The organism is Sphingomonas kyeonggiensis (genome assembly GCF_030812785.1).
Lineage (GTDB): Bacteria > Pseudomonadota > Alphaproteobacteria > Sphingomonadales > Sphingomonadaceae > Sphingomonas > Sphingomonas kyeonggiensis_B.
The window spans coordinates 425,340-440,782 of sequence record NZ_JAUSTJ010000002.1 but is presented as its reverse complement, the minus strand read 5'-3'; the positions used below and the strand labels follow the sequence as shown (position 1 = coordinate 440,782).

At 66.7% G+C, this 15,443-nt stretch carries 9 protein-coding genes and 1 tRNA gene; 3 read left to right on the top strand and 7 right to left on the bottom strand.

The window, feature by feature from the left end; all coding sequences use genetic code 11:
- Positions 1-28: 28 nt before the first annotated feature.
- The 6 genes from J2W22_RS11515 to J2W22_RS11490 form a co-directional block, all read right to left on the bottom strand.
- Complete coding sequence (locus J2W22_RS11515) at positions 29-1,036, bottom strand: sugar kinase (protein ID WP_307118399.1); 1,008 nt, start codon at positions 1,034-1,036, stop codon at positions 29-31.
- Complete coding sequence (gene kduD, locus J2W22_RS11510; protein ID WP_307118398.1) at positions 1,033-1,788, bottom strand: 2-dehydro-3-deoxy-D-gluconate 5-dehydrogenase KduD; 756 nt, start codon at positions 1,786-1,788, stop codon at positions 1,033-1,035. Before kduD ends, J2W22_RS11515 begins: the two co-directional genes overlap by 4 nt.
- Before the next feature lie 133 nt (positions 1,789-1,921).
- Complete coding sequence (kduI, locus tag J2W22_RS11505; protein WP_307118397.1) at positions 1,922-2,764, bottom strand: 5-dehydro-4-deoxy-D-glucuronate isomerase; 843 nt, start codon at positions 2,762-2,764, stop codon at positions 1,922-1,924.
- Between the two features lie 11 nt (positions 2,765-2,775).
- Entirely contained in the window at positions 2,776-4,224 is a 1,449-nt protein-coding gene (gene uxaC, locus J2W22_RS11500) for a glucuronate isomerase (RefSeq protein WP_307118396.1), read from the bottom strand.
- A 17-nt stretch (positions 4,225-4,241) separates the two neighbouring features.
- The gene (locus J2W22_RS11495; protein ID WP_307118395.1) at positions 4,242-5,552 is read right to left on the bottom strand and encodes an MFS transporter; all 1,311 of its coding nucleotides are present in this window, start codon (positions 5,550-5,552) and stop codon (positions 4,242-4,244) included.
- 37 nt (positions 5,553-5,589) lie between these two features.
- Complete coding sequence (locus J2W22_RS11490; RefSeq protein WP_307118394.1) at positions 5,590-6,393, bottom strand: 2-keto-4-pentenoate hydratase; 804 nt, start codon at positions 6,391-6,393, stop codon at positions 5,590-5,592.
- Positions 6,394-6,877: 484 nt separating this feature from the next.
- Between J2W22_RS11490 and J2W22_RS11485 the strand changes: the two genes are divergently transcribed.
- The 3 genes from J2W22_RS11485 to J2W22_RS11475 all read left to right on the top strand — a co-directional run bounded on the left by J2W22_RS11485 (position 6,878) and on the right by J2W22_RS11475 (position 15,162).
- A complete protein-coding gene (locus J2W22_RS11485) occupies positions 6,878-10,645 on the top strand; it encodes a LamG-like jellyroll fold domain-containing protein (protein WP_307118393.1) in 3,768 nt (1,255 codons plus the stop codon).
- A gap of 107 nt (positions 10,646-10,752) precedes the next feature.
- Positions 10,753-12,135, top strand: a complete 1,383-nt coding sequence (locus tag J2W22_RS11480) for a DUF885 family protein (RefSeq protein ID WP_307118392.1) — start codon at positions 10,753-10,755, stop codon at positions 12,133-12,135.
- 111 nt (positions 12,136-12,246) lie between these two features.
- Complete coding sequence (locus tag J2W22_RS11475) at positions 12,247-15,162, top strand: TonB-dependent receptor (protein ID WP_307118391.1); 2,916 nt, start codon at positions 12,247-12,249, stop codon at positions 15,160-15,162.
- Positions 15,163-15,281: 119 nt separating this feature from the next.
- Here J2W22_RS11475 and J2W22_RS11470 read toward each other — a convergent pair.
- Positions 15,282-15,367 (bottom strand) — tRNA-Leu (locus tag J2W22_RS11470).
- Positions 15,368-15,443 lie beyond the last annotated feature (76 nt).

The following is a 15,443-nucleotide window of genomic DNA, read 5'->3' as shown; positions in this document are numbered from 1 at the left end:
AATATCCCCGCCTCGGATCGGGCGAGGTTCAACGACGGACGTCGAGTCCGCCCTCGGCAAACGCGGCCAGATCGGCACGCGTAAACAGGCTCGCATCGCCCGGCAGCGAGTGCTTGAGCGCGGTGAGCGCGAGGCCGGCATGCGCCGCCGCCTTCGCATCGCCATTGCTCTCGATCAGGCCGTGCATCACCCCTGCGGCAAAGGCATCGCCCGCGCCGATACGATCGACGATGCCGGCGATCAGCACTTCCTCGGTCTGGTAGCCGCCCGCCCGCGTATCGACTCGTGCCGAGATGCGATGGCTGTCGGCATCGTCGACATGGCGCGCGGTGTTGGCGATCGTCTGGAGCTTCGGGAAGGCCGCGAACGCCGCCTCCGCCGCCTCGCGCCGCCGATCGGGGCCGTCGCCGGAGAATTCGCGCCCGAGCAGCAGCGAGATGTCGCGGTGGTTGCCGAACAGCAGGTCTGCATGGCCGATCAGCCGGGTCAGCACCGCCTTGGGATCGCTGTCCCAACTCTCCCACAGCTTGGCGCGGTAATTGCCGTCGAACGACACCGGGATGCCCTTGGCGCTCGCCGCCTCGGCCGCCGCAATGGCCGCGCTGGCGGTGTTGTGGCCAAGCGCCGGGGTGATCCCCGACAGATGCAGCCGGGTCGCGCCCTGGAGCAGCACGTCCCAGTCCCAGCTGTCCGCCGGGCGCTGCGCGAACACCGAGTAGGCCCGGTCATAGACGACCTCGGAGGCGCGCAGCCCCGCGCCGGGCGTCAGGAAATACAGGCCCAGCCGGCCCGGCTCCGACGCGATCGTCGCGGTGTCGACCCCGCGCCGGCGCAGCTCGCCGATCACTGCGCCGCCCAGCGGATTGTCCGCCACCGCGGAGATCATGCGGACGGAGTGGCCCAGGCATGCCAAGCCCGTGGCGACGTTCGCCTCGGCCCCGCCGACATTCACTTCGAGCTTCGGCGTCTGGAGCAGCAACTCGCGCCCCGGGGGCGAGAGCCGCAGCATCAGCTCACCGAAAAAGGCGATGGTCATCGCGCCAGCCACCCGCCGTCGACCGCCAGGATATGCCCCTGGACATAGTCCGCCGCCGAGGAGGCCAGGAATACCGCCGCACCGCCCATGTCCTCGGGCGAGCCCCAGCGGGCCGCGGGGATGCGTTCCATGATCTGGCGGTTGCGCGTCTCGTCGGCCTGCAGCGCCGCGGTGTTGTTGGTGGCGATATAGCCGGGCGCGATCGCATTCACGTTGATGCCCTTGCCCGCCCATTCGTTGGCGAGCAGCTTGGTCAGCCCGCCGATGCCCGACTTGGACGCGGTGTAGCTCGGCACGCGGATGCCGCCCTGGAAGGTCAGCATCGAGGCGATGTTGATGATCTTGCCGCCGCCGTTCGCGACCATGTGCCGGCCCGCCGCCTGGCAGAGGAAGAACACCGACTTCAGGTTGGTGTCGACCACCGCGTCCCAATCCTCCTCGGTGAAATCGAGGCTGTCGTTGCGGCGGATGATGCCGGCATTGTTGACAAGGATGTTGACCCCGCCCAACTTATCCACAGCTTCGTCCACAACCCTGCCCACAGGCTCGATGGTCGAGAGATCGGCCGAGATGATCTCGGCACGGCGGCCCAGCGCACGGACCTTCTCCACCGTTTCCTGCGCCGGCGTGCGGCCCACGGCGGCGACGTCCGCACCCGCCGCGGCCAGCGCCAGTGCGATGCCCTGGCCGATGCCGGTATTGGCGCCGGTCACCACGGCAGTCTTGCCGGAAAGATCGAAGGGATTGGTCATGTTCACTCCCCACCCTCACCACCATCGCTCCCCTTCCGCGGAGCGGGAGGGGTCGGGGGAGGGCCCGCAATGCGCGGGGAGGGACACGCCCTCCCCCCAGCCCCTCCCGCACGCGGGAGGGGAGTCGAAAGGCCTACGCCAGCTGGCAGATGTCCAGCACGTTCATGTCGGTATAGTCCTGGTTCTCGCCGGCCATCGCCCAGATAAAGGCATAGGCCTTGGTCCCCGAACCCATATGGACCGACCAGGGCGGGCTGATCACCGCTTCCTCGTTCTGGACCACGATGTGCCGCAGCGCATCCTCTTGGCCCATGTAATGGAACACGCGGTCCTTCGCGAGGTCGTCGAGCTCGAAGTAGAGGTAGATCTCGCTGCGGCGCTCATGGATGTGCGGAGGCATGGTGTTCCACACCGAACCCGGCTTCAGCACCGTCAGGCCCATCACCAGCTGCGCGCTGTCGCACACGCCGGGGATGACCAGCTGGTAGATCGAGCGCTCGTTCGATTCCTCCAGCGTGCCGCGGTCGAGGCGGTTTGCATCGGCGATGCCGAGCTTGCGGGTCTGGAAACCCTTATGCGCCGGGCACGAGACCAGGTAGAAGCGCGCGCCCTCGCCCGAGAACTGCACGTCCTTGGCGCCCATCGTCACGTACAGGCAGTCCTTGTTGCCCAGCGTGAAGACCTCGCCGTCCACGGTCACGGTGCCTTCGACACCGCCGATGTTGACCACCGCCAGCTCGCGACGCTCGAGGAACGGGTGCCCCGCCGCCGAGGCCGGTTCGGTCTGGTCAGGCAGCTTCACCGAGCCGCCGGCCACCGCGACGCCGCCGATCACCATGCGGTCGGCATGGGTATAGTTGAGCACGACCTCGCCGTCGCGGAACAGGTCGGTGATCAGATAGCGATCGCGCAGTTCCTCGTTCGAGACGCACTCCATCATGTCGGGGTGCGTGGCGTAATAGGTACGGTCGAACATGGGTGCTCCGTTCAGGCAGCGGCGGCGACGGGCGCCGGCGCGGGTTGGTCGAGCTTGTACGCCTTGCGCACCAGCCCGTTGGTAAGTTCGTGCGCGAGTTCCGCCGCTTCCCAGTCGAGCAGCCGCCCCTCGGCGACCAGCCGCGCGAGGAAGGCGCAATCGACGCGGCGGGCAACATCGTGGCGCGCCGGGATCGAGAGGAAGGCGCGCGTATCGTCGTTGAAGCCGACGGTGTTGTAGAAGCCGGCGGTCTCGGTCACCTGCTCGCGGAAGCGGCGCATGCCCTCCGGCGAGTCATGGAACCACCAGCTCGGGCCCAGCTTCAGGCACGGATAATGGCCGGCCAGCGGCGCCAGCTCGCGGGCATAGACCGTCTCGTCGAGGGTGAAGAGGATGATCGAGAGATCGGTCGAAGTGCCGAACCGGTCGAGCAGCGGCTTCAGGCCGTGCACATAATCGGTGCGCATCGGGATGTCCGCGCCCTTGTCGCGGCCATGGCTCTCGAACAGGCCGCCATTGTGGTTGCGGAAGCTGCCAGGGTGGATCTGCATGACCATCCCGTCCTCGACGCTCATCGCCGCCATCTCGGTCAGCATCTGCGCGCGGAACAGCTCGGCATCCTGCGGGGTCCAGCGATCCGACAGGATCGTGCGGAACAGCCGCTCGGCCTCATCCTTGCTCAGGTTGGCCGTGGCGGCCGTCGGGTGGCCATGGTCGGTCGCGGTGGCGCCCGCCGCACGGAAATCGGCGCGGCGCTTGCGGTGGGCGGCCAGATAGCCGTCCCAGCTGTACACGTCCTCGCCCGTCTTCTCGGCGAAGATCTTCATCGCGCCGGCGAACTGCTCATGCTCGACGTCGATCACCGCATCGGGGCGATAGGTGGTGACCACCCGCCCGTTCCAGCCCGAATTGTGGATCGCATGGTGCGGCGACAAATCGTCCTGCGGGCCCTCAGTGGTGGCGAGGAAGCCGATGTTGAAGCGGTCGAACAGCGCGCGCGGCTTGAACGCATCGCTCGCCAGCTTCGCGTTGATCGTGTCGTAATAATGATCGGCCGTGGACGCATCGAGCGCCACGTCGAAGCCGAACACCTCGCCGAACACATGCCCCAGCCACATCGCCGAAGGCGTGCCGCGGAAGAGGTAGGTGTGCTCGGCAAAGGTCCGCCACGCTTCGCGCGGGTCGGTCGCCGGCATGCCCGCCTTGCTCGGCACGCACAGCGCGTCGAGCGACACGCCCTGCGAATAGAGCATGCGGTAGATGTAATGATCCGGCGAGAGCAGCAGCTCGGTGGCATTCGACCAGTTGGCATTGGTCGAGAACCAGGTCGGATCGGTGTGCCCGTGCGGGCTGATGATCGGCAGCCCGGCCACCTCGGCATAGAGCGCCCGCGCGATACTCCGCGTGCGCTCCTCCGCCGGGAACAGCCGGTCAGGGTCAAGCTTCAGGGGCCGGGCCATCTCTCAATCCTCTCGGTTTACGCGACGTCGGCGCGCTCGAGGCGCGGCGACAGCAGGTGGATCGAAAGCAGCGCCAGGAAGTACGCCGCACCCGCGACGATGAAGAGCGGCGCATAGCTGCCGATCACGTCGAGCACATAGCCCGCGTACTTCGAGAAGACCATGCCGCCCACCGCGCCGACGGTACCGCCGATGCCGATGACCGAACCCACCGCGAAGCGCGGCACGGTGTCGGAAGGGATGGTGTAGAGCGTCGCCGAGAAGCTCTGGTGCGCCGCCGCGGCAACGCCGACCACGAACACGCTGAGCCACAGATTGCCGTAGAAGGTGGTGAACATCACCGGCAGCACGAAGCACGCCGAGATCAGCATGGTCAGCTTGCGCGCCTTGTTCACGCTCATGCCGGTGGCCATCAGCTTGCCCGACAGCCAGCCGCCCGCGATCGAACCGACGTCCGAGATCAGGTAGATGGCGCCCAGCGCGATCGCCGCGGTCGGCGTGTCCCAGCTCGTCAGGTTAAGGCCATATTCCTTGCCCAGCCAGCTCGGCAGCCAGAACAGATAGAACCACCAGATCGGGTCGATGAAGAACTTGCCGAGCGCGAAGGCCCAGGTTTCCTTGGTGCGGAGCAGCTTGCCCCACAGATTCTTCACCTTGATTTCGGGATCGGCCGGATCCTGGGTGATATAGGCGAGCTCGGTCGCACCCACCTTGGGGTGGTCGGCCGGCTTGTCGCGGAAGATGGCGAGCCAGGCGATCAGCCAGATCACGCCGAACACGCCCGTGATCACGAAGGTCATGCGCCAGCCGAACGCGGGCACCATCGCCCAGATCAGCAGCGGCGTCAGGATCGCGCCGACGTTCGAGCCGGCATTGAATAGGCCCACCGCGAAGGCGCGCTCCTTGGCCGGGAACCAGTCGGCGACGGTCTTCACGCCCGCCGGGAAGTTGCCCGATTCACCGATGCCCAGGCCGAAGCGTGCCAGGGTGAACTGCATGACGCTATGCACGCCGCCATGCGCCACGTGCGCGATCGTCCAGATCACGACCGCGATGGCATAGCCGAAGCGCGCGCCGATCGCGTCGACGATCTTGCCGAAGGCGAGATAGCCGATCGCATAGGCGGCCTGGAAGTAGAAGACGATGTTGGCGTAGTCGGTCTCGGACCAGCCGAGCTCCTTGGAGAGATCGGGCTTCAGCACCGCGATCATCTGCCGGTCGACATAGTTGATGGCGGTGGCGGCGAACAGCAGCCCCACGATCACCCAGCGGTAGCGACCGACGCGCGACACCGCGCCGGAGACTGCCGCCTCTCCCTTACTCGCCATCATTCTCTCCCTTTTATTTTCTTCCGCGACCGCCGAATCAGGCGTCGTGAATGCCGACGATACGGCACCTGACGCTGTAATCATCGGCGAACCGCGCCTCCACCAGATCGCCTACGCGAACCGGATGGACACCCGTGACAGCGCCAGTGGAAATCCACTGGCCCTTCGCGAGCGGAAGCTGCCGGTTAGCCGCAAGCTCGAACAGGAAGCGGACGGCACCGAACGGACCGTCGAGCATGGTGCTCGCCGTCGCCTCGCCTGCCACTTCGCCTTCGATTGTTAGCGCTACCGGCCACTCAAGGAAATCCATGTCGCGCGGAATTTCCGCGCCGATCACCAGGCCGTTATTGTTGCCGAAGTCGGATACGGTCACGGCCGGGCCATGCTCGTTGATCCCCGGGAAGGGCGAGCTCGCCACTTCGATGCCGACATGGACGGCATCGACATATTCGGCGACTTCGGCATTGGTCCAGGCGCGGTCGAAATTCTCGGGCAGCGTGCCCAGGCGCAGCAGATATTCTGCCTCGCCCGCCGCGAAGCCGCGCTCGAACACCGGCATCACCGGCACATCGCCCTCGGCGGCGGTCACCACCGAATCGGCGAAGATCGGGCCGGCCAGCCGGTTGGAGCCATAGGTGGCATCGAGGGGCGCCGGGATCTTGCCGACCTTCCAGCCGGCGACCCTGTCGCCGAACAGTTCGATTGCACGCTCCTGGATGCCATAGGCCTCGTCGAGCGTGCCGGGCAGCTCGCCCGGATAGTCGATCGGTGCATTCCCTGCCTGTCGGGCCGCAACAAATGCTTGGGCGATGGCCTCGGCCGGTTCCCGTCCTTCAATCAACGCTAAATTCCCCATGTTCCGGTCGCGTGAGGGTCGCCCGCCATGTCTCGACCGCGCAAACACAGCCGTCGTCCGACATCCCCGTTCCACCCGCTTCGCACTTTCCGGGGATCGCTCGCCTCCTGCGATCCGCGAACATGTGGAGAAGACAGGCCGAACCGGTGCCGGACCATGTCGAGTAACTTGCGCGCGATCTCCTCTCCGAGTGGCCACGGCCGGCTTTGCGCGGGTCCGCGGAATGTCGGCATGATGCTACCGGTGTCAGATGCGCACGTCAACGCATGTCGAAGCCCGTGCCACATTGGTAGCGGAAACATCGGAACGACCCGATCGCCGCCTGTCTCGCCTGGGAATGTACCTTTGCCCGGCTTCAGCCCGGACATGGTCGGGAAATGAGAAAGCTGTTGTCACCGGTGTCAAGCGCCGTCATGCTTGACAATAAAGGCGGCTGAGACCGTCCTGCTATGGTTCAGAGAGGCATGTCATGATCCGCACGTCCACCAGCATCGCTCTGGCATGGGCACTCGCGCTCGCCGCGAGCCCCGCCTTCGCGCAGGGCACGGACGACGGCCTGCTCTTCCGCGCTTCGGGCGACAAGGGCAGCACTGCGGAGAAGGCGGGCGGCGATGCCGTCCCCAATTTCCAGACCAAGGTCACCAATGTGCCGGACGGCGCGATCGGCGGCGCCTTCCGCTGGGCCGACGACGGCTATCTCGCCTGGAACGCGCCGGGGAACATCCAGGCGCAACGCGGCACCCTCTCCTTCTTCTGGCGCAGCCGCGAGCCGGTGGGCGAAGCGCCCTTCGTGATCTTCCGCGTCGGCTATGCCGATCATTCGAGCTGGGACATGGCGTTCCTGCGCATCGACTGGAACGGCCACGGCTTCGACGCCTTCGTGACCGACGCGAACCTCTCGCGCGTCCGCGTCTCGTTCAAGCTCCCCGCCAACCCCGCGCCCGATGCCTGGCAGCATATCGCCTTTGCCTGGGACGAGGCGGTTGGCGTGCGCCTTTTCGTCGACGGCAAGGAAGTCGCGCGCAAGGACCAGAAGGCCGATCTCGACACCGGGCTCGACCAGTTCGGTCTCGCCGGGCGCGTGATGGCGCCGCACCAGGTGCAGAGCCGCTACAATTTCATGCGCGGCAGCGATCTCGACGAGATCCGCGTCTATGACCGCATGCTCGACGCCGCCGGCATCGCCGCGCTCGCCGCCAAGGCCGAACCCGCACCTTCGCCCGCCATCGCCGATGCCGGCAAGCGCGCCGCCTGGCTCCACCGCTTCGGCTGGGATAGCGCCTCGCCGCCCGTCCTCGCCGACAAGGTCACCAGCGTCCGCAAGGTCGAGTTCGCCGATGCGAAGGACCTGAAGGAATGGATGTGGAAGGGTGTGGACGGCATTGCCGAGACCACCTGGCCCGGCGTCTACAACGGCTCGCGCCTGCCCGGCCGCGACGATTATTTCGAGCTGCCCGACTGGAACGTCTATGTCGAGGGCGGCAAGACCTACACGCTGACCGTCCCCGCCGCCGAGAAGTTCAATCGCGTCGAGATCCGGGGCGCCGCCTATGGTGCGCTCGACTATAGCGCGGACGGTTCCAGCTTCCGCAGCCTGGCCAAGCGCCCTCAGGGCGTCGTCCGCAGCGTCACCGCGCTCGGCGAGGCACAGGGCGGCACGCTCCGCTTCACCAATGTGATGCAGGAGCAGCCGATCCAGGAAATCTGGGCCTATGATGTCGGCGCCGGCAAGGAGCCCGAAGGCGCCTACAAGCTCAGCTACACGGTGAACGCGAACGTCTCCTCCGATCTCGCCGCACTCGCCCCGCTCAACAGGTTCATCCGCGGTCGTTATCCCGCCGACGAACGCAACACCGTGCTCGCCCTGCCCCCGGGCGCAGGCTCAGCCGCCGCAGGCGCGGGCAGCGCCGCCTCGACCGGCGCTGCCGCGCATGTCGAAGGCGCGATGCCGATCGTCCACGTCCTCATCCCTTCCGGTTTTGGCGACGCCTTTGCCGGCCGCGCCCTCGCCCGCGCCTGGAACTATGGCTGGGAGAACAGCCGCGACGGCCTCGACGGCATCGCAATCGACATCCCCGCGCTCAAGGCCGCGCCCGGCAAGGACGGCCTCATCCCGCTCAACATCAAGGTGAAGGACCCGATCTGGCCGGGCCGCGACATGATCGATCTGTCGGTCTCTGTCCGCCCGAACGAGGCCCGCACGCTCTGGCTCGACCTGCGGGACCGTATCCTCACCAACGACAGCCTCTACCTCTCCCTCGCCTCCGCCGCGCCCGATTTCAGCCCGGCATCGCTCGACGGGATGAACATCCGCCTCGTCTTCAAGGACCGCAAGGACGCACTCCCCGAGCACATCGCCGACCGCTTCAACCAAATGAAGGACAATTGGGGCTTCCTGGTCGAGGAGCACACTGCCTCGAAGCGCGCCGCGATGTACGCCCGCGTCTTCGCCGATGCGCAGGACCTGCTCCGCGTCGATCCCGACAATGTCGAAGGGCGCCGCTACTGGGCGGACATCAGCTACGGTCCGCAGAACCTGCCCGAGTTCAAGCAGCCCGAAGCCCCCGCCGGCGTGCCGCTCTGGGCCTTCCGCCAGCTCGAGGACCTCAGGATCACTCGCCAGTTCGTCAACTGGTGGATCGACAATCGCCAGGTCCCCTATGGCGATTTCGGCGGCGGCATCTCGGACGATACCGACCTCACCCAGCAATGGCCGGGCCTCGCGCTGATGGGCGTCGATCCGGACAAGATCAACGCGTCGCTCCGCGCGCTTTCGGAAGCCGTGTACAGGAACGGCATGATGGTGAACGGCCTTGGCCACATCACCACTGACGAGCTCCACGCCTATGAGGAAGGCATGAACTCGGACGCCGAGCGCCTCTATCTCAACTGGGGCGAGCCGCGCGCGGTCGAACGGCTGATGGCGACGGTGAAGGCGCTCAAGACGATCATCCTCCCCAACCCTGCCGGCCATATGCACTTCGCCAGCAACTGGTACGGCGCGCAGAAGATCTACCGCGAAGGGCCGTTCGAATGGCAGAAACCCTATAGCTGGGTGGTCCTCCACGCCCCGGTGCTGCTCGGCGTCTATAACGGCAATCCCGATGCGAAGGGCCTGATCACCGGCACGGTCGACGGGCTGCTGGCGCATGGCAAGCAGGACGCCAAGGGCAACTGGACCTACCCCAATGAGATCAACTGGCGCAGCGATGCCGAGCGCGCAGGCGACGGCGGCGGGGCCTCCACCCCGATCCAGGCGGTCTGGTCGGCCTATCGCTTCACCGGCGACGCAAAGTATCTGAATCCGATCCTCGCCCGCGTCGGCAAGAGCGGCCCCGCCTCGGTGCAGGACATCAACGAGAACGTCATCCGCCTGCTGGGCAGTGACAAGGACTGGTCCAAGACGCTCACCGACAGGGCGAAGAAGGGCGGCGCCTTCGAGCAATGGGCCGCCTGGGACGCGACCGGCGACACCAAATATCTGGAATCGCTCCACGCCGCCGCGATCGAGGACAAGTCGCAGCGCCAGTACATGTACACCGAGGGCCATTGGTGGTCCGACCGAGTCGACCAGCCCAACGAGATCCTCCAGCGCGAGCGCCTCGGCGGCATCGCGCTCCGCCGCAACCAGACCTGGCCGGGCAATGCGGTGAGCTGGCGCTTCGACGATCCCGAAGGCGCGCTCAAGACCGCGATCCTCGTCCCCGGCGCGACGCCGACCCACTTCAAGGTGATCGCCTACAACACGGGCGGCGTGCCGCAATCGGCCGAGATGTCGACCTGGAACGTGACTGCCGGCGAATGGGAGATGGTGACGAACGGCACCACCACGCCGCTCCATCTCGAGCGCAGCGCCGCCACCCGCGTCACCTTCGCCCCGCACGCGACGACCGAGATCGAGCTCACCCTGAAGACCCCAGGCGACGACGTCGCTACCCGGCCCGATCTCGGCATCGGCAGCGACGATGTGGTCGCGAAGGGCGACAGGCTCGCCGTCACCGTCCACAGCCTCGGCGCCAAGGATGCGGAGGGCGGCACGCTCACCGTTGAAGACGCGTCGGGCAAGGCGCTCGCCTCCGCGCCCATCCCCGCCCTCGCCGCCCCGCTCGACCTCACCCCCAAGACCGCGACGCTGAGGCTCGCGCTGCCCAAGGGCGCCGCCCGCATCCGCGTCGCGCTTCCCGGCAATGCGCCGGAGGTGACGCAGCTGAACAATGTGGTGAAGCTGCCCAACTGAACCGGAGGACCGCGATGCACCGCCGCCAGTTCCTCGCCGCCGCCAGTGTCGCCGCGCTCCCGCGCGTCGCCCTGGCCGCCCCCGACCGCGACGTCGAGCTGCGGGCGATGCTCGACGCGCTTTCCGGCACCCCTTCGGTAAAGCTGGGCCGGGTCTCCGGATTCGATCCGGACGGGCTTTCGGCGTCGTCGCGGATCGACCTGGATACGGTTCGCGTGGGGCTCGAGGCCGATTCCGCGATGATCCGGCTGTTTCCCATCGGGCGCTTCGGCCGTTCGCCCTATGTGATCGCGCCGAATGCGGGCGCCTGGCGCGAAGCCGCGCCGTCTGCGGAGCGGATCGAGGCCGAGACCGCACAGATCGAGGCTGATGCCCGGCGGGGCGTGATCCTCCCCGCACCGCTGCTGGCGAAAACGCGCGCGGGGGTCGGCGCCGCCGCCGACAGGGCCGGCGGTGCCGCTACCGAGGCCTTGCGCAGGCAGGCAGCTTTGCTCACGGAGCTTGCCTCCCGGGCGCCCGCCGAGCCGGGAACCGGGCGCTTCCCCGGGGGCCGCGACTATTTCGCGCTGCTGCTCGAACGCCATTACGGCCGGATCGACCCGACGGAAGCGCACCGGATCATGCTCCACAAGGCGCGCGAGCTTACTGCCCGCGCCGATGCCGTCCTCAAGCGCCTCGGCTACACCAATGGCAGCGTCGGCGCGCGGATCAGCGCCGCGTTCAAGGACCCGCGCTTCCTCTACAGCGACGACGATGCCGGCCGCGACCGCGCCGTCGCCGACATGAATGCGACGCTCGCCAACATTCCGGCTCGCCTGCCCGCCCTGTTCGGCCCGCTGCCGCCCCAGTGCCTGAACGTCGCCACGGTGCGGATGAGCCGGGCCGAGGAGGCCGAGGGCAAGCAGGGCTATCGCACCGTCTCCACCCCCACCACGCCCGGCGCCTATTATCCCGACCTCAAGCGCATCCGCGACCGCCCGTCCTGGACATTGCCCGCCGTCGTCCATCACGAGCTGCTGCCAGGCCACATGATCCAGCTGCCGATCGAAGCCGCCGCCAACCCGCATCCCCTCCGACTCGAATATGTCCCCGCCTTCGCCGAAGGCTGGGCGATCTACACCGAGCAGCTGATGGCCTCCCAAGGCGCCTTTGCCGGCGATGATCGTGCCCTTCTGGGCCATTTGCACTGGTTGCTGTTCCGGATTGGCCGCGGACTGGTTGACACCGGTGTCCATATCGGACAAGAAACACTGGCACAGACGAGCAGCAAGCTCGCGAAACTGCAGGGAGAGGCGGCCTATTTCGCGCCGATGGCGCAGGATATCGAGCGAATCTGCATTGAACCCGCCATGCGCGCCGCGGAGGCGCTCACCTGGCTGGGGCTGGCCCGCATGGGGGCCGCTGCACAGCGCAACGGCCAGGAATCGCTCAGGAAATTCCATCGCAAGGTGCTGGCCGACGGCCGCAAGCGCTTGGCGATGATCGGATAAGGGCCGGCGCAAGCCGGCCAGGACGAGCAGAGAGCCGGCATCAGCCGGCCAAGACACCAGGCGAGCTGCGTGCGCGGCGGGACCTGGGATACTGACCATGGGAGAATTGGGATGCGTAAAGGAACTAAGAGGCGGAATCTGTGGTGTGCCGGCGCGTCGCTGGCGGTGATGGCCGGCGCGAGCATCGCGACCCCTGCGCTGGCGCAGGATACGCAGGCCCCCGCCCCCGCCGATACGACCGTGCAGGAGCAGGACCAGGCCACCGACGGCGCCATCGTTGTCACCGGTTTCCGCCAGTCACTGCAAAAGGCGCTCAACCTCAAGCGCGAGTCGATCGGCGCAGTCGATGCGATCGTCGCCGAGGATATCGCCAAGTTCCCCGACCAGAACCTCGCGGAATCGCTGCAGCGCATTCCCGGCATCTCGATCCAGCGTGACGGCGGCGAAGGCCGCGCGATCACCGTGCGCGGCCTCGGCGCGCAGTTCACCCGCGTCCGTCTTAACGGTCTCGAGACCGTGGCGACGTCGAGCGACGGCGCCAGCGCCAATCGCGACCGCGCCTTCGATTTCAACGTCTTCGCCTCCGAGCTGTTCAGCTCGCTGGTGGTTCACAAGACCGCCGAAGCCTCGCTCGACGAAGGTTCGCTCGGCGCGGTCGTCGACCTCAACACCGGCAATCCGCTGGCCGGCAAGTCCGGCCTGCACGGCGTGGTCTCGGTGCTCGGCTCGTACAACGATCTGTCCAAGGATCTCGGCCCGCGCGTCGCCGGGCTGCTGAGCTGGAAGAACGATGCCGGCACCTTCGGCGTCGCGGTCTCGGCCGCCTATTCGAAGGTCAATACGCTCGAGCTGGGCAACAACTCGGTGCGCTGGGCGCAGGCGCGCTTCGACTCGGTCAACGGCACGCCTTGCGTCTATAACACCAGCGCGCCGCCGCCGAACGTGGTCTACACCACGCCCCGCACGAACAGCGGCGGCACCTATCGTCCCAGCGCGGCCTGCGACCAGGCGACGCTGTCGTTCCACCCGCGCATCCCGCGCTATGGCCAGGTCGAGCACCGCCGCGATCGCCTGGGCCTGACCGGCTCGATCCAGTTCGCACCGACCGAATCGACCAAGATCTCGCTCGACGCGCTCTATTCGCGCTTCAAGGAAGACCGCGAGGAGCGCTGGGGTGAAGTGCTGCTGCGCTCGAACGAGCGCGCCGTCGATGTCGTGAACCCGGTGTACGACGCCAACAACAACATGATCTCGGCGACGCTCAACGACGTCTATGTCCGCACCGAGCATTATCTCCGCAAGTCGAACACCCAATTCTACCAGTTCGGCGGCACCTGGGATCAGGACGTTACCGACAAGTTCCGCTTCACCCTGCTGGGCGGCCTGTCCAAGTCGGATGCCGATATTCCCGTCGAGACGACGATCGCCTTCGACGATCGCGACGCGCAGGGTTACAAATACGACTATACCAACATGAAGAGCCCGGTGCTGACCTTCGGCACCAGCGTGACCGATCCGGCCAATTTCCAGCTCGCCGAGATCCGCGATCGCCCGTCGAACGTCACCAACAAGTTCAAGACCGGCCAGCTGCGCACCGAGTGGGACGTGGCGGAAGGCTTCCAGATCAAGGCGGGCGCCATGTGGCGGCGCTTCAACTTCGATACCAAGGCGTACATGCGCGACACCGCGGTGTGCGGCAATGGCGGCGCCGATCTGGTGCTCGGCACGATCACCTGCTCGGCCACCACGGTCTTCGGCCCCGGCGCAGTCTATGGCTTCCCGGTGACCTCGGCCCTGTCGGAGCAATTCAACCTGGGCAGCGCCGGCCAGCCTTCGGGCAATACCAACCAGTGGCTGGTCGCCAACCTGCCGGCAGCCGCCGCCTATACCAAGCTGTACAGCCGCCCGCTGCTCCTCGACGTGGGCAACAATCGCAGCGTGCAGGAGACGGTGAAGGGCGGCTATCTGCAGTTCGACGTGAAGGGCAACCTGCTCGGCCTCGAATTCGCCGGCAATGCGGGCATGCGCTACGCCAAGACCGACCAGTCGTCGACCGGCGTCCTGAGCGGCACCACCGTCACGGTGGAGCGCACCTATGACGACTGGCTGCCGTCGTTCAACCTTGCCTTCTATCCGACGCACGACATCACCGTCCGCGGCGCGATCGCCAAGGTCATCACCCGCCCCTCGCTGGGCAACCTGACCCCGGGCGGCACGATCGACGGCTTCAACTACCGGATCAGCTACGGCAATCCGCAGCTGGATCCCTACCGGGCGACCAATTTCGACCTGGCCGTGGAATGGTATTTCGCGCCCCAGTCGATCTTCTCGGTGGCATTGTTCCAGAAGAACATCGCCAGCTTCCCGATCTCGCGGGCCTTTACCGCGAGCTTCGCTTCGACCGGCCTGCCGAAGTCGGCGCTGCCGACCAGTTCGCCGGCCTATATCAACTTCGATCCCAACCAGGAGTACACGATCACGGCGAACGTGAACGGTGCGGGGGCGAAGCTGCGGGGCGTGGAAATCGCCGCGCAGGTGCCGCTGACCTTCCTGCCGGGCGTGTTCAAGCACTTCGGCGTGCTCGCCAACGCGACCTTCATCGACTCCACCGCGAGCTATACCACCCAGGGGCCGATCACGGTGGCCTATGTGCCGGCCACCGGCGCGCTCGGCCCGCTCACCAATGTGACGCGTGACTCGACGCTGTTCGGTGTCTCCAAGCGCGCGTTCAACGGCACGCTCTATTATGACGACGGCCGGTTCAGCGCCCGCGTCATGGGCACCTATCGCGGCCCCTATGTCGATGCGAACAGCGGCACCGGCAACGTGTTCGAAGGCTATGGCTCGACCGTGAACGTCGATGCCTCGGTCCGCTACAAGGTCAACGAGTGGCTGGAGCTCTCGGTCGAGGGCAACAACCTGACCGACGAATATCGCTACCGCTACACCGACGTCGATGCCGAGCGGAGCTACGAGAACAACCATTTCGGCCGCACGATCCTGTTTGGCGCCCGCCTGAAGCTCTGATCGCCTCCGCGATCCAACTAGAGGGCCGTCGCATCACCCGATGCGGCGGCCCTTTCTTCTGGCCGCGCACGACAAGGCGCGCGCGGGCGAGCGGCTGGATCTTCTGGTTATCTGGAGATTGGTACGGGTGGTCGGACTCGAACCGACATGTTGTTGCCAACGGCGGATTTTGAGTCCGCTGCGTCTACCATTCCGCCACACCCGCAGCGAAGCGGCTGGCTAGACCATGGGACGGGCAAGGGCAAGCCGCTGCTGCGCGTACCCGCGTCCCTCGGCCCGGC